13 protein-coding genes, 1 tRNA gene and 1 riboswitch are annotated in these 16,289 nt (G+C 46.9%); of the genes, 2 read left to right on the plus strand and 12 right to left on the minus strand.

The genetic code is table 11. The features are described from left to right. Positions 1-38: 38 nt before the first annotated feature. The 7 genes from BMZ72_RS35600 to BMZ72_RS35630 form a co-directional block, all read right to left on the minus strand. Complete coding sequence (locus BMZ72_RS35600; protein WP_089816237.1) at positions 39-1,421, minus strand: Gfo/Idh/MocA family protein; 1,383 nt, start codon at positions 1,419-1,421, stop codon at positions 39-41. Between the two features lie 111 nt (positions 1,422-1,532). Then, the gene (locus BMZ72_RS35605) at positions 1,533-2,297 is read right to left on the minus strand and encodes a succinate dehydrogenase/fumarate reductase iron-sulfur subunit (RefSeq protein WP_089816239.1); all 765 of its coding nucleotides are present in this window, start codon (positions 2,295-2,297) and stop codon (positions 1,533-1,535) included. Between the two features lie 28 nt (positions 2,298-2,325). Beyond that, on the minus strand, positions 2,326-4,299 hold the full coding sequence (locus BMZ72_RS35610) for a fumarate reductase/succinate dehydrogenase flavoprotein subunit (RefSeq protein WP_089816241.1): 1,974 nt from the start codon (positions 4,297-4,299) through the stop codon (positions 2,326-2,328). 11 nt (positions 4,300-4,310) lie between these two features. Next, positions 4,311-4,997 carry a succinate dehydrogenase cytochrome b subunit gene (locus BMZ72_RS35615; RefSeq protein ID WP_089816243.1) on the minus strand — a complete coding sequence of 229 codons (687 nt, stop codon included), beginning with the start codon at positions 4,995-4,997 and terminating at the stop codon, positions 4,311-4,313. A gap of 253 nt (positions 4,998-5,250) precedes the next feature. Next, complete coding sequence (locus BMZ72_RS35620; protein ID WP_089816245.1) at positions 5,251-5,814, minus strand: hypothetical protein; 564 nt, start codon at positions 5,812-5,814, stop codon at positions 5,251-5,253. 88 nt (positions 5,815-5,902) lie between these two features. Further along, on the minus strand, positions 5,903-6,715 hold the full coding sequence (gene murQ / locus BMZ72_RS35625) for an N-acetylmuramic acid 6-phosphate etherase (protein WP_089816247.1): 813 nt from the start codon (positions 6,713-6,715) through the stop codon (positions 5,903-5,905). A gap of 15 nt (positions 6,716-6,730) precedes the next feature. Then, a complete protein-coding gene (locus BMZ72_RS35630; protein WP_089816249.1) occupies positions 6,731-7,573 on the minus strand; it encodes an N-acetylglucosamine kinase in 843 nt (280 codons plus the stop codon). A 105-nt stretch (positions 7,574-7,678) separates the two neighbouring features. Between BMZ72_RS35630 and BMZ72_RS35635 the strand changes: the two genes are divergently transcribed. Further along, a complete protein-coding gene (locus tag BMZ72_RS35635) occupies positions 7,679-9,280 on the plus strand; it encodes a S41 family peptidase (RefSeq protein WP_255373381.1) in 1,602 nt (533 codons plus the stop codon). Between the two features lie 406 nt (positions 9,281-9,686). Here BMZ72_RS35635 and BMZ72_RS35640 read toward each other — a convergent pair whose 3' ends face one another. The 5 genes from BMZ72_RS35640 to BMZ72_RS35660 all read right to left on the minus strand — a co-directional run bounded on the left by BMZ72_RS35640 (position 9,687) and on the right by BMZ72_RS35660 (position 13,521). Continuing rightward, entirely contained in the window at positions 9,687-9,902 is a 216-nt protein-coding gene (locus tag BMZ72_RS35640) for a hypothetical protein (RefSeq protein ID WP_089816253.1), read from the minus strand. A 77-nt stretch (positions 9,903-9,979) separates the two neighbouring features. Then, positions 9,980-11,305 (minus strand): ribosome biogenesis GTPase Der, encoded by a 1,326-nt coding sequence (gene der, locus BMZ72_RS35645; RefSeq protein ID WP_089816255.1) that lies wholly within the window; start codon positions 11,303-11,305, stop codon positions 9,980-9,982. 12 nt (positions 11,306-11,317) lie between these two features. Further along, entirely contained in the window at positions 11,318-12,187 is an 870-nt protein-coding gene (era, locus tag BMZ72_RS35650; protein WP_089816257.1) for a GTPase Era, read from the minus strand. Between the two features lie 65 nt (positions 12,188-12,252). Continuing rightward, positions 12,253-12,324, minus strand: a tRNA-Met gene (locus BMZ72_RS35655). Positions 12,325-13,128: 804 nt separating this feature from the next. After that, entirely contained in the window at positions 13,129-13,521 is a 393-nt protein-coding gene (locus tag BMZ72_RS35660; protein ID WP_089816259.1) for a single-stranded DNA-binding protein, read from the minus strand. A gap of 193 nt (positions 13,522-13,714) precedes the next feature. Beyond that, positions 13,715-13,807: riboswitch (TPP riboswitch) on the plus strand. A 62-nt stretch (positions 13,808-13,869) separates the two neighbouring features. Here BMZ72_RS35660 and BMZ72_RS35665 point away from each other — a divergent pair. Next, positions 13,870-16,245 carry a TonB-dependent receptor gene (locus BMZ72_RS35665; RefSeq protein WP_089816261.1) on the plus strand — a complete coding sequence of 792 codons (2,376 nt, stop codon included), beginning with the start codon at positions 13,870-13,872 and terminating at the stop codon, positions 16,243-16,245. Positions 16,246-16,289: the final 44 nt, after the last annotated feature.

Consider the following 16,289-nt stretch of genomic DNA (forward strand, 5'->3'; position numbering starts at 1 on the left):
GGTGATAAATTGAGGCTACGAATGTAATACATATACTGTTACACAATTCTCATTTTTTGTGCATCCCAGTGTACCACTTTCTTACTGAAATAGCTTTCATTGGTAACCAGTGCAGGCCCTGCTGCACGTAAGCCAAAGGTCGCATCTTCCACTACCGCTTTGCCCGTCCGCATAGACTCAAAAAAGTTGATAAAATGGTCTTTACGGGAATCATAGCCCTGCGGAGCCGCATAGGCATTTTCAGAGCGCTGGGCAGGTTTACGCAGGTCAGCCGGGTATTTCTCGTTGTATTGTTTCACGTAAGCGTCCTGGGTGCTCTTTGTAAAGGTATTCCAGGTATCCCATCCACCATAGCCAGGCGCCTGGGACAGCTTATGTTTTTTGATCTTAAAATCATCCCAGCCCAGTTCCAGTACGCCCTCTGTACCGATAAATCGGGTGAATTCTCCTCCCCCGCCGCCATCGGCAAAGTTTACACGTAATGTCATCTGGAAAGCCGGGTGTGTTTTTGTCTCCGGATAATCGAAGATCGCCACTACTACATCCGGTACGTCACGTCCGTCCTTCCACTGTACCAGGTTACCACTGGCATAGATACGCTCAGGGCCCAGAGAACCGGTAATGAAATGCAGACCGGAAATAAGGTGTACAAACAGATCGCCCGGAATCCCGGTGCCATACGCTTTATAATTGCGCCAGCGGAAAAAGCGTACAGGATCGAAGGGTATTTTGGCGGTATCTTTCAGGAAGGTGTCAAAATCTATGTTAGCGGGCGTGGCATCCGGTGGGATGGAGTACTGCCAGGCGCCTAATGCGTCATGACGGTCCATTCGGGCTTCCACAACGTTCAGCTGACCTATTTCTCCGGCCTCATAGCGCTTCTTTGCTTCCAGGAGGGCTATACTGCTCACCCGCTGGCTACCTACCTGAAAAACGGCCTTTGTGCGCTGTTGTGTGGCAATCACCTTATGCCCTTCTTCGATTTGCTGGACCATCGGCTTTTCGCAGTACACGGCTTTTCCTTTTTCCATGGCATCGATGGAGATCGTATCATGCCAGTGGTCAGGTGTGGCGACGATCACAGCGTCGATATCTTTCCTGTTGAGCAGTTCACGGTAGTCACGGGTCGTGAAAATATCTTTCCCATAAACTTCCTTCACCTTATCAAGATGCCCGGTATAGAGGTCGGCGGCAGCTACAAATTCGACACCGGGTACTTTGAGGGCGGTTTCCACGTCCCCGAAGCCCATAATGCCCATACCAATGCATCCGATGCGGATCTTGTCGTTGGCGGAGATGCGGGTGCCGGGTTTCAGCAGATGTACCTGCTCTTTCCCGAAAGCGGCCAATGAACCGGCGCCCAGCAAGGCGGCTGTACCTCCGAGGTCACGGAGGAATTTTCTCCTGGAGTTGTCTGTCATAACGTAAAATTTGAGTGCTGAAGGGTTTTAACATAAACAATATACAAAAAAAATCCCCCTCGTTAAGAACGAAGGGGATCATGGTATTCACCAATACAATCTTGACAACTACTATTTTTCGTATGTGAGACCAGCGGCAATGTACTCGCGGTTCAGACGTGCAATATTTGTCAGGGAAATTTCTTTTGGACATTCTGCCTCACAAGCGCCGGTGTTGGTACAGCTACCAAAACCTTCCTTATCCATCTGAGCGATCATATTCAGCGCTCTTGATTTCTTTTCAGGCTGACCCTGCGGCAGCAATGCCAGCTGTGATACTTTCGCAGAAACGAACAGCATCGCAGAAGAGTTTTTACAAGCTGCAACGCAGGCGCCACAACCGATACAGGCTGCTGCTGCAAATGCTGCGTCAGCGTCATCTTTCGGAACCAGAATGTTATTAGCATCCTGTGCGTTACCTGTATTTACAGACACATAACCACCAGCTTCGATGATACGGTCAAAAGCACCTCTGTCAACCGTCAGGTCTTTCACTACAGGGAAAGAACCGGATCTCCATGGCTCAACAGTGATGGTATCGCCATCTTTGAACGCACGCATATGCAGCTGACAGGTAGTAGTACCAGCCCATGGACCGTGTGCACGGCCATTAATGTGCATGGAACAAGCTCCGCAGATACCTTCACGACAGTCGTGGTCAAATGCAACAGGCTCTTTGCCTTCATTGATCAGACGCTCATTCAGCACGTCAAACATTTCGAGGAATGACATTTCGGAAGAAACACCAGGTACCTGGTAGCTTTCAAATTGTCCCTGCGCGTTTGTATTTTTCTGTCTCCACACTTTAAGTGTGAGATTCATGTTATAATGTTCCATATCTATTGGACTATTACTGTTGTGAATATTATTTATAGCTACGTTGAGTCGGTTTACATTCTACAAACTCAAGTGGCTCTTTATGCAGCTCAAACTGGCTAGGTCCTTTGTATTCCCATGCAGCTACGTAAGAGAAGTTGTCGTCATCACGTTTTGCTTCACCATCTTCTGTCTGAGATTCTTCACGGAAGTGACCTCCGCAGGATTCGCGACGGTTTAATGCATCAACGCACATCAGTTCTCCCAGTTCCAGGAAGTCAGCCACACGGCCTGCTTTCTCCAGTTCAGGGTTAAACTCATTAGCATCACCAGGGATACGTACATCTTTCCAGAACTCTGCACGCAACTGCTGAATTTCAACGATTGCTTCTTTCAGGCCCTGTTCGTTACGCGCCATACCGCATTTATCCCACATGATCTTACCCAGTTTCTTGTGGAAGTGGTCTACGGATTTGGTACCCTTGATATTCATCAGCTGATTGATCGTATCCTGTACATTCTTCTCTGCTTCAGCAAAGGCAGGATGGTCAGTCGGGATAGCTTTCGTTCTGATATCATCTGCCAGGTAGTTACCCAGTGTGTAAGGAATAACGAAGTAACCATCGGCCAGACCCTGCATCAGTGCGGAAGCACCCAGACGGTTAGCACCGTGGTCGGAGAAGTTAGCTTCACCCAGTGCGTACAGACCAGTGATGGAAGTCATCAGTTCATAATCCACCCAAAGGCCACCCATGGTGTAGTGTACCGCAGGATAGATACGCATTGGCAATTCGTATGGGTTCTCACCGGTGATCTTCGCGTACATATCGAAGAGGTTACCGTATTTCTCAGCAACTACTTCTTTACCCAGCTTAGTTATTTCAGCGGCAGAAGCATTGTGCATCTGACGTTTATTCGCTTCAATTTTACCGTAACGCTCGATCGCAGCAGCGTAGTCGAGGTATACCGCCTGTTTGGAGCTACCTACACCATAACCGGCATCACATCTTTCTTTCGCAGCACGGGAAGCCACGTCACGTGGTACCAGGTTACCGAAAGCAGGATATCTTCTTTCCAGGTAGTAGTCTCTTTCCTCTTCAGGAATATCGGCAGGTTTACGGTTGTCGTTCTGTTTTTTAGGCACCCATATACGACCATCGTTACGCAGTGACTCGGACATCAGGGTCAGTTTGGACTGATGATCTCCGGAAACAGGGATACAGGTCGGGTGGATCTGTGTGTAACAAGGGTTACCGAAGAAAGCACCTTTACGGGTAGCTTTCCAGGCAGCAGTTACGTTAGATCCCATTGCGTTTGTGGACAGGTAGAACACGTTACCATAACCACCTGTACACAGCAGTACAGCGTGACCGAAGTGACGTTCCAGTTTACCGGTGATCAGATCACGGGCAATGATACCACGTGCCTTACCATCGATCGTTACCACTTCCAGCATTTCGTGACGGTTGTACATGGTCACGTTACCTAAAGCTACCTGGCGCTCCAGCGCGGAGTATGCGCCTAACAGCAGCTGCTGACCGGTCTGACCGGCAGCATAGAAGGTACGCTGTACCTGGGTACCACCGAAAGAGCGGTTGCTCAGTAATCCACCATATTCGCGGGCGAAAGGAACACCTTGTGCCACGCACTGGTCGATGATATTGCCACTCACTTCTGCCAGACGATGCACGTTCGCTTCGCGGGCACGGTAGTCGCCACCTTTTACAGTATCATAAAACAGACGGAACACGGAGTCACCGTCGTTCTGGTAATTCTTTGCAGCGTTGATACCACCCTGCGCAGCAATACTGTGCGCACGGCGTGGGCTATCCTGAAAACAGAAAGCTTTCACTTTATAGCCTAACTCTCCCAGAGACGCAGCGGCAGAAGCCCCTGCCAGACCGGTACCCACTATGATCACTTCCATGTTGCGCTTGTTAGCCGGGTTTACCAGCTTACAATGCCCCTTATAATCTTCCCATTTCTTGTCTAATGAACCGGCAGGAATTTTTGAGTCCAACATATATCCTTACTTTACTGAATTGATTTGAAATAGATAACTACGGGAATAATGGCGAAGCCAAGAGGAATAAGGATCCCGAATATCCAAACACCTACGAAATTGATCAGTCCATTGTATTTAACATGGTTCAGACCAAACGTCTGGAACGCGGATTTGAAACCATGTACCAGGTGGAAAGAAAGTCCGATCATACCGATCACATAAATGATCACGATCCAGAGTTCTCTGAAAGCAACCTGTACGGCGAGGTACATGTTTTTCAGCTCTTCACCGCCATAGCTAACCGGCTCCAGCTCTCCATAGTGCATTCTGTACCAGAAATCTTTCAGGTGAATGATGATGAAGATCAGCAGGATGCTACCCATGATAGCCATCTGACGGCTGAACCAGGAAGATGTCTGGTTGCCCGGATTGACAGCATATTTAACGGGACGTGCTGCTCTGTTACGGAAAGTCAGTTGAAGCGCAAGAATAGCGTGGACAAGAATAACAATTTTCAAACCCCAGGCGATGAACTGGATCAGGGCGTTGTGGCTCATGAAAGCGGCATAGACGTTAAATGCTTCGCCCCCATCGTTTTTGAGTAATGCCAGATTACCAGCCAGGTGCACGATTACAAAACTACACAGGAACAGGCCGGTAGCACCCACTAATAATTTTTTACCGATAGAGGTATTAAAGAACTGTGACCACTTCATAAGTTAAATTCTAAGCTTCCTTAAAGATGATATGATAATAATTCGAATATATCGCGCAAATTTAGCGCAGGAAAAATTAAAACCAAATGATATTTCTCAGTTTTTGGTTTCCAATTGAGGGCCAGCTGATTGTTTCTGCCGGCATCAGCTTATGCAGCTGCTGACAATCCACCAGCGCTAACCTGACAGTTAGCACCCATTCGTTTCTCATACATGGAAATTAAACAAAGAAGGCTACCCTTTGTTCGGGCGCCTATTCAAGCCGACGCATCATTGTATTGTCGACAAGGGTATAAAGATGTTGTGGCTGGTAAGTACGCCATTTTTCGACTTCCAGCAGGTGAACGTAATTATCCAGGTGTGCTTTCACAAACTCCTGTTTCGTCTGCTCCGGCATATTAAGGGATACGATCCATCCACCATCGTCACGGATATCATCCCACCACTCCTCATAATAACAGTCGTCTGAAGAGTGGAAGTTCATCACATTCTCCGTGATCAGTATAAATTTGTTGATTTTGCTTGCTATCATCACGTCTATCACATCACGTTTGAGGGTCATGATGTCATTTTCGATCGCGTCATTCCATTCTCCCAGCACCTCAATAATGGCATAGTTGAACTGATAGTCTGCAAACAGCACCTTTATGTACAGGGTCCGTGAACCAAACTCATCCCACTGGGGATGTACATAATAATTATATACAGTATTGCTATAAGTGAACTCACTGTACTCCCTTCCGTAAAAAGGAGATAACTCATCTTCCTCTGCTGTATACAGGTGCCGCCAGTTATAAAAAGGTTCTATATCGTGCATGTCACTCTAACTCTAAAATGTTCGTTTCTACAAATTTCGGCGGAAAATTTAAAAAATAGAAACGCTTCATTTCTGGAAAAATTCGTAACTATATATAGTCTTCGATCGCCTTTCTGACACTGCCGGCCTTCAGCAACAGGGCTTTTGCCTTTTCATAGTCAGTCAGCGATAATTTCTCCATCAGCATCTTCACGCCTCTATCTACCAGCTTATCATTGCTCAGCTGCATATTCACCATCTTGTTATCTTCTACCCTGCCCAGCTGGATCATCACCGCCGTAGAGATCATATTCAGTACCAGCTTCTGTGCGGTACCACTTTTCATACGGGTACTACCGGTAATAAACTCCGGTCCTACCACAACCTCTACCGGATAATCCGCGGCAGCTGACAAAGGCGCCTCCGGGTTACAGCAGATGCTACCGGTGATCACGCCATTCTCCCGGCACTTATTCAGCGCACCGATCACATAAGGGGTCGTACCACTGGCAGCGATGCCCACTACTACGTCTTTGGAGGTGATATCATGTGCCTGCAGGTCTTTCCAGCCCTGCTCCCTGTCATCCTCTGCAAACTCCACCGCCCGGCGGATAGCGGTATCTCCTCCGGCGATCAGTCCGACCACCAGCCCATGAGGTACGCCAAAAGTAGGAGGACACTCGGACGCATCCACAATGCCTAAACGTCCGCTGGTACCTGCACCGAGGTAAAACAGACGTCCGCCGGCCAGCATTTTATCCGCAATGACGGTCACCAGCTTTTCTATCTGGGGCTGCGCCTTTGCGATAGCCTGGGGTACAGTATTATCTTCCTGATTAATGTTGCTGAGGATCTCCTGCACACTCATTTTCTCCAGGTGACGGTAGTTCGACGTCTGCTCTGTTATTCTCTGAAAAGACATTGGTAGTTAATTTGATTATTGATGATATGCCATCAGTCCGTCCATAGGACTGCGCAATATCCGGCCCATCTGCAACTCATACAGTTCACACAGTTCATTCAGGATGTCCTGGAAATGCCAGGCAATACTTCCGGTAAAGTGCAGGGGGTGTGTCCAGCTTTCGGTGTACTTGTAAATATGGCTAAAGAAGAATTCGTTTAAACTGTCTTCCAGGATGTTCTCTACAATGAAATGGCCCCTGTTCTCGCCCAGGAACTGCGCAAAACTGGCCAGGTAACGGTTTGGCAGCGGTCTGCGATATACGTTTTCCAGTATTTCCTCATGGTTGGTATTATACTGGGCGTCGAAACGCGCCTTCAGTTCTTCGTCAAAGGAGTTATAGAGGTAGTACTGCAGGAGCTTTTTACCCAGGTACGCGCCACTTCCCTCATCTCCCAGTACATAACCCAGTCCGGGATTATTCTTTTGAATAGTTTTCCCATCAAAATAGCAGGAATTAGACCCTGTACCCAGTATACTGGCAATACCCGGCTCCTTTCCACACAAACCTCTGGCAGCCCCCATCAGATCATGGTTCACTTCTATGGCCGCAACAGGCCATACCGCTTTCAGTGCAGATTCCACGATCTCGACACTCTTACGCTGCAGACAACCCGTTCCATAATAATGGACCTCGTCTATCTGCACATCGGGGGGCAACTGTGGCAGTAACTCTTTCTCCAGCAACTCTTTGATCTGTGCTGCATTCAGAAAATACGGGCTGATACCGGTTGTCCTGTAACGGCCGGTCTCTCTGGCCCCCAGCAGGCACCATTCTGCCTTGGTAGATCCACTATCTGCAATTAGCTGTACTTTCATGACACTTCCGTTGAAGGTTGAGCTTTAATATACTATTTTTGCCACAAGTTAAATAAATAGCGACAAGATACAAGCTTAGCTTTTCGCTGTTTTCAATACATGATTATGTCGAACAGGAAACTGAATGTTTTTTTACCTCTCTTATTTGCAATAGTACTGGCACTGGGAATGTATCTGGGGCACAAAATGCCAGGTGCTAATACAGGGGCGCAGACCCTATTATTCACCCGACCAAGCCGGGCTCCGCTCCAGGAAGTCATGGATCTGCTGAAAATAAAATACGTAGATACCTTAAAGGTAGACGACCTCCAGGAGGAAGCCATCCAGGGACTGCTCAGCCACCTGGACCCGCACTCCATCTACATACCACCCTCCAATCTGCAAACTGTGAATGAAGACCTGGAAGGCCATTTCTCCGGTATCGGTGTGGAATTCAATATCATCGCAGACACGGTGAACGTCGTATCTGTCGTTTCCGGCGGTCCGTCAGAAACAGCAGGCGTACAAACCGGCGACAAGATCATTAAGGTGAACGATTCCCTGGTTGCGGGCAACAACATTTCCGGCGACAAGATCAGGAAACTGTTACGTGGTCCGAAAAACTCAAAAGTGATCGTTACTATGTTACGCCAGCAGAAAATAACACCTATTCAGATCATCCGCGGCGATATCCCGTTATATAGCATCGATGCTTCTTATATGGTCTCACCGGAAATCGGCTACATCAAGATCAATAAGTTCGCCGGTACCACCTACCAGGAGTTCATGGATGCCATGCGCAAGCTGACCAAGGCAGGTATGACCAAACTGGTGATCGACCTGCGTCAGAATCCGGGCGGTTACCTGGATGCGGCCACCCGTATCGCAGACGAACTGCTGGACGATAACAAACTGATCGTATATACAAAAGGGAAGAGTTATCCCCGTTCAGACTACCGTTGTGAAAAACCCGGTCTGTTTGAAAAAGGCGGATTGACCATCCTGACAGACGAAGGTTCTGCCAGTGCCAGTGAGATCCTCGCAGGTGCTATACAGGAATGGGACCGTGGTACTATTATCGGTCGCCGTACCTTTGGTAAAGGCCTCGTACAGGAACAGTTTGACCTGAGCAACGGAGGTGCATTACGCCTGACCGTAGCACGCTACTACCTCAACTCTGGCAGAAGCATCCAGAAATCTTACGCAGATGGCCGAGAAGCCTATGACGATGATATCATGAACCGCTTCAACCACGGTGAATTTGTCAGCAGCGACAGCATCCACCAGCTGGATACTATTCAGTTCAAAACTGCCAGTGGCCGTGTTGTATACGGCGGAGGCGGTATCACTCCGGATGTCTTCATTCCGTTTGACACCAGCCGCTTCTCCAATGTGCTGACCAGCATGTATTCCCGCAGTACATTCAGCAATTTCACCTACCAGTATTTCAACAGCCATAAAGACGAGTTCAAACGCTACAAAGATGCTACTGACTTCAGTAACCAGTTCCAGGTATCCAATGAACTGTACAATGCCTATAAAGCATTCGCTGTAAAGGATAGTATCCGTGGTGTCGAATCTATCAAACCGCACGATGAAAATGAGATCAGAACACGTCTGAAAGCATTACTGGCCAGACAGATGTGGAGTTATGCAGGTTTCTATGAGTCGCTGAATAAGGATGATGAGATGATGAAAAAAGCGATACAGGTACTTAATAAGAAATAAACATTAAAAGTTGTAAACTGATCGCTGCCGCGCAGGATCGGTGCTTACAACTTCTTAAGTCACATAAAAGAAACAGGGCGTATGCTAATAGCGTACGCCCTGTTTCTTTTATGATAATCATTTATTATTCAATATATTATAACCGTAGTTTCCAGTAGTATTTCAATCTCCGGGTAAGCACTTATTTCCAATTCTGCTCCATGGCTGTTTTTAATCAGGAAAGGCTTACATCCCTCTCTTCCCTCCCCAACTCATCTCTTATAAATTTACCCGATCTGGCGCCCGTCGATCTTCAACACATTACAACCCCTCATTACAATCCCGACCGCCTGTCCCCTACCTGTCCAAAAAGAAAAACCGCCTCGTTTGCACGAGACGGCCAATAAATTAATTCTACAAAACAGGATTAGTGTTTTGCTTCTGCAGCAGGAGCAGCAGTAGTATCAGCAGCTGGAGTAGCAGCAGAATCTACAGTTGTAGCAGCAGAATCAACTGGAGCAGCAGCAACTGTATCAGCAGCTGGAGCAGTAGCAGTAGAATCAGCAGAAGTAGTAGATGCACCGCTGTTGCAAGCTACGAAGAACATACCGGCAGCAACTGCGAAGAAGAATAATTTTTTCATGCTTAGTTTGTTTTAAAAGATGCGCAAAGGTATAGTTATTTTTAGTTATGGAACAATACCTCTACGAAAATTTACTTTTATTTCTTTCTGAAAAACAGTTTCAAAGGAACGCCTTCAAAATCAAAATTGCTACGTAGCTGATTTTCAAGGTAGTTACGATATGGCTGTTTTACGTCATCCGGCAGGTTACAGAAGAACGCGAAAGCCGGTGTAAATGTCGGCAGCTGCGTTACATACTTGATTTTGATCGGAATACCTCTTACTACCGGTGGGTGGAAAGATTCGATCGCCTTCAGCATCACTTCGTTCAGTTTTGAGGTCTGTACCTTACGTTTACGGTTATCGTATACACGTAAAGCCTCTTCGATCGCCTTGAAAATACGCTGCTTTTCCACAACGGAGGTGAATATCACCGGTACGTCGCTGAATGGAGCCAGACGTCCTTTCAGGTCTTTCTCATAATCCCTGGCAGAGTTGGTGCTCTTATCGTCGATCAGGTCCCATTTATTGACCAGTACTACCAGGCCTTTACCTTTACGGCCGGCCAGACTGAAAATGCTGAGATCCTGTGCAGTAACACCTTTGGTCGCATCCAGCAGCAGCAGACACACATCTGCTTCATCCATTGCTTTGATCGCACGGATAACGGAATAGAACTCCAGGTCTTCCTGTACTTTATTTTTACGGCGTAAACCCGCAGTATCGATCAGTACGAAGTCTTTCTGGAACATTTTGTAGTGCGTGTGGATGGTATCGCGGGTGGTACCCGGAATATCAGACACGATGTTCCTTTCTTCACCGATCAGGGCGTTCAGCAGGGATGATTTACCTACATTCGGCTGACCGATGATCGCGATCTTAGGCAATGCTTCCGCAGCTTCGATCGCTTCTCTTGTTTCATCATCTTCCGGGATCTGTCCGACAATTTCATCCAGCAGTTCACCACTGCCGCTACCACTCATGGAAGACATGAAAAATACTTTCTCAAAGCCCAGGCTATAGAATTCCGTCGCTTCCAGCTGACGGGTAGCATTATCTACTTTGTTCACCACGAGGACCACCGGTTTGGAGGAGCGACGCAGAATATTTGCCATCTCTTCATCCAGGTCGGTAATACCTGTCGCCACATCACACATGAACAGCAGGAGGTTAGCTTCCTCCATGGCTATTTTCACCTGTTTGCGTATCTCACGCTCGAATACATCTTCACTTCTGGATACAAAACCACCGGTATCAATCACGTTGAACGATTTCCCGCTCCAGTCCGCCACACCGTATTGTCTGTCACGCGTAACACCGCTCACGTCATCCACGATGGCTTTACGCTGTTCCAGCAAACGGTTGAAAAGCGTAGATTTCCCTACGTTTGGACGACCGACGATTGCTACTGTAAATCCTGCCATAACTAAATAAAATTAATAACCGTATTCCTTTAAATAAATATCATTATCCCGCCACTTGCCTCTTACTTTCACAAACAGTTCAAGGAACACTTTCTGACCCACAAATTTCTCGATATCCTGACGGGCCAGTGTACCGATCTTTTTAATGGAAGATCCTTTGTCCCCCAGGATGATCGCTTTCTGCGTTTCACGCGTCACGATGATATCCGCTGAAATTTTGATCAGCGTATTCTTTTCCTGGAACTGTGTTACAGCTACTGCTGTGTGATAAGGGATCTCTTCGTCAAAGAGCTGGAATATTTTTTCCCGGACGATCTCGCCTACGAAGAAGCGTGTAGACTTGTCTGTTAAAGTATCTTCCGGATAGAAAGGCTCGCTTTCGGGGAGCATGCTTACAATGCTCTGCAGCAATGCCGGCACACCTTTGCCCTGCATCGCTGATATCAGCACCACTTTCTCTGCCTTGCCCCACTCCTCGCACTTTTTCACCAATACTTCCAGCTCCTCTTTCATCAGCAGATCGGACTTATTAAGTACGAGTATGCTGCGGGCTTTCAGTTTCAGTGATGCAAACAGGGAGAGATTTTCTTCCAGATTATCCTTCACGTCCATGATCAGCATGGCCACGTCGGCATCTTCCAGGGCAGACTTAACAGCACCCATCATTTTTTCGTGCAAACGGTACCGGGGATCAATAATACCGGGGGTATCAGAGAATACGATCTGATATTCCGGTGTTGTCACCACACCCGTAATACGATGTCTTGTTGTTTGCACCTTCGGTGATACAATAGCAAGCTTTTCGCCCACCAGAGCGTTCATCAGGGTACTTTTCCCTGCATTGGCCTTACCGAAGATATTTACAAAACCCGCTTTATGCATGCACTACTAATTTCCTGAACTTCCTGAAATAAAAAAAGCCGAATCAGATTCGGCTTTTTTGTTAGTAGCGAGGAGAGGATTCGAACCCCTGACCTTCGGGTTATGAGCCCGACGAGCTACCTCTGCTCTACCTCGCAATGAGGTTGCAAAGATAGAATTAAATTCATTTCTGCCAAATCTTTTTTAGAAAAAAACCTTATCACATGCCGTAAACAGCGAAATAAAACGTATCTTCAATATACTGTAATCCTTTACCACAAAGGATTACAGCACATGCTAGCGATCCTGAATATTACCCAAAATAAAATCTCCATATCATTCATTTCAGTCAAAAACACGCTGGTTAAGCCCGCTTATGATATACAGCATATCTCATACATGTCTATCAGGAACGTATATACTTTGGCGCCAATCTCATCAAAAAATAGTCAGACTGCTGTCAGAGGGTAGTTGAAACGCACAAAATACACACTTCATAACAAACTGAATAACAGATAGATGTACTGATCAAGTCCACCTCATGTCCACCTCTGCTCCGCCTGCCATTCGGGTTTACCGCTCCCCTGCGACCTCCTTCAGTCTGGTAAACGTTTCCTATCCTGGTGTGATCACGTTATTTTCTCTTTCCACAAAGACATAACAGTAATAGTAATAAAGCCTAAGAAATCGTCATTCTATCTGATAGATATCTTCGGGCACAGCATCTATGCTCCCGGCATCTATCTTATCCACAGCCATGAAAGATGATAACCCGGCTATAGTAATAGCAGCAACCTGCACAACGGCAATCATGTTCAGATGTACCGAAATCGCAATGGGTATCTATTCCTTCACTCCTATTTCACATTTTCCCGGAGATACAACTAATTACTTCCACCAAAGTAAAAAGGCTGTCCGCCTCCGACGGAACAGCCTGTAATATCTGTGGTGCCTTTCATCTCCTAAAACGGCAGATCATCCGCCGGATCTTCATTCACCATTACGATCTCCTCCACCTCATTCTCCCGCTTACCTCCATCACGGCGGCTGGTCAGTAACTGCAACTGCAACACCTTTAGCCGCAACACAGACACATTTTCTCCCTGGCCATTCACATAGTTGTCTGGCGCAGGATTCCCTTCAACGAACACCCGGGTGCCCGTTCTCAGATAAGGGCCCAGCTTCTCTTTATTCCAGAGAGAACAATCCACCCAGGTCGTTCTTTCCTGCAACTGACCGTCCCGCGCCTTAAAACGCTCCGTATGCGCCACGCGAAAGCCTAAAACAGTATGACCATTTACATGCCGCTGAACTGCATCATGTCCCAGATGCCCGATTAATTGTAGCTTAATCATTACAGATTCTAATTATGGTTAACAATAAAAAATGTTCAGGGAGTATTCAATTCTGAAGAGACATGTAGATAAATGGAAATTATACTATTTCTGTCATTATGAAAAATATTTTCACTTTTTAACGACGACAGCTATAACTTTGTTCCTGGAAACAGGAGTGCGCAATCTCGCGCAATTAAATATCACAACTCCCGGTTTCACCTCGGGGTGCCTTACTATCAGGCTGAGATCAGACCCGTTGAACCTGACCAGGTAATGCTGTTTAGGAAAGGTAAGCGAACAATCTCTTCCTTACCCATTTGTTAAGTTGAAAGCTACAGATTGTAAGCTATTAAACCGTCATAGTCCATGAGACAATTTTTATTCCTTTTGCTGCTCTGCAGCTTAAGTACTGTGCACGCGCAAACTGTGCTGACCGGAGTCGTTACCAACAAATCCAACGGAAAACCGCTGGAAGGTGTTTCCGTAAGTATCCCCTCCACCAACGCTGGTATGCATACCAACGCCAATGGTCAATACCGCTTCACTATTCCATCCAAAGGCCAGTACACCCTACAGGTGAGCTACCTCGGATTCAAACCGTTTACCACGATCATCAATGCTACGGGTAATACTATTCAGACAGATTTTTCGCTGGAAGAAACCGGTCTTTTCGTAAAACCTGTTGAGATCTCCAGTCTGCGTGTGGGAGAACATTCTCCTTTCACTCAATCCACCCTGACCGCAGAAGAGATCAAGAAACAAAACCTCGGTCAGGACCTACCCCTGCTGCTGAATCAGCTGCCAGGTGTAGTAACCAACTCCGATGCAGGTACAGGTATCGGTTATACCGGCATCCGTGTCAGAGGCTCCGATATCACGCGTATCAACGTTACTGCCAACGGTATTCCTATCAATGATGCGGAATCTCAGGGTACTTTCTTCGTGAACATGCCCGACTTCGCCTCTTCTGTCAGCAGTATCCAGTTACAACGTGGTGTAGGTACATCTACCAATGGCGCCGGTGCTTTCGGTGCTTCACTCAATCTCAGCACCAACGACTTCAGAGATAAAGCCTACGCGGAAGTCAATAGTAGTGTCGGCTCTTACAACTCCTGGAAGAACACTGTAAAAGTAGGCTCCGGATTGATCAGCAACCACTTCACCATCGATGCAAGATTATCAAAGATCTCTTCTGATGGTTATATGGATCGCGCCTCTTCTGACCTGAAATCTTTCTATACTTCTGCTGCCTATATTTCGAAGAATACTGCTATCCGGCTGAACGTATTTTCCGGCAAGGAAAAAACTTACCAGGCATGGAACGGCGTACCTTTCGATTCATTGAAGACGCACCGTACCTATAACTCCGCTGGTCAGCGCGCTGATGGTACTTACTACGATAATGAGACAGACAACTACCAGCAGGACCATTACCAGTTATTCCTCAACCAGTCACTGAGCAGCAAACTCGACTTCAACGTCGCGGCGCATTACACCCGTGGCAGAGGTTATTATGAGCAGTACCGCGAACAGGAAGCCTTTGCTGATTACGGCATCCCGGAACCTGTTATTAATGGTGCTCCCGTAACACACACTGATCTTATCAGACAACTCTGGCTGGACAACCATTTCTACGGTGGCATCTTCTCTGTCAACTATAAAGGCGACAAACTGAACTGGAGCCTGGGTGGCGGATGGAACCGCTATGAAGGTGGCCACTATGGTAAGATCATCTGGGCGCAATACCCGATCGCGAAAGACTACAGATATTACGACAACGACGCCTTCAAACGCGACCTGAACGTATACTGGAAAGGGCAGTATAAGATCACTTCCGCTTTCCGTCTGTTTGCCGATCTGCAATACCGCACCGTACAATACAACATCGATGGATTTGATAAAAATCCTTCCCTGATACAACATAACGCTTATAACTTCTTCAATCCGAAAGCTGGTATCTCTTATACGCTGAACGATCGTCAGGAAGTATACGCATCCTTTGCTGTGGGCAACAAAGAACCTAACCGCGATGACTTCGAAGCAGGCGTGAACAACACACCTAAACACGAAACTCTGCGTGATGTAGAAGCTGGTTATACTTACCGCACCGGTAATATCGTATTGCAGGCAAATGCCTACTATATGAACTATAAAAATCAGCTGGTACAAACCGGTAAACTGAATGATGTAGGCGCTTATACCCGCACCAACATCCCCAAAAGTTACCGCGCCGGTATCGAATTGCAGGGTAGTACCCGCCTGGGTCGTCTGTTTACCCTTTCTGCGAATGCAGCTTTCAGCCGCAACAAGGTGCAGAACTTCCAGTACTTCATCGACAATTTTGACACCGGAGCACAGGATACGGTTGTCTACAAAAGCACCAATATCGCTTTCTCTCCTTCTTTCGTAGGCGGTTATACCCTGTCTGCAAGACCGGTAAAAAACCTGGAAGTAAGTCTGATCGGCAAATATGTCAGCAGACAGTACCTCGACAACTCAGAAGTGAAAGAACGCAGCCTGGACGGTTATTACACCAATGACCTGCGCTTCAGTTACATCATCCCGCAACCACTCTTTAAAGAACTGGGTATTCAGTTCATGCTGAACAATATCTGGAATAAGAAGTATTCACCTAACGGATGGACCTACGCATTTAAAGAGGAAGGGGTCGAAAAATCATCTAACGGATATTATCCGATGGCTGGCACCAATTTCTTTGCCGGCATCAATATAGCCTTCTAAATTAGCCTTAAACAGGAAAAGGGCTGTCACTTCAGATGGGGTGA

It is taken from the genome of Chitinophaga sp. YR627 (assembly GCF_900114995.1).
In the GTDB taxonomy this organism is placed as follows: domain Bacteria; phylum Bacteroidota; class Bacteroidia; order Chitinophagales; family Chitinophagaceae; genus Chitinophaga.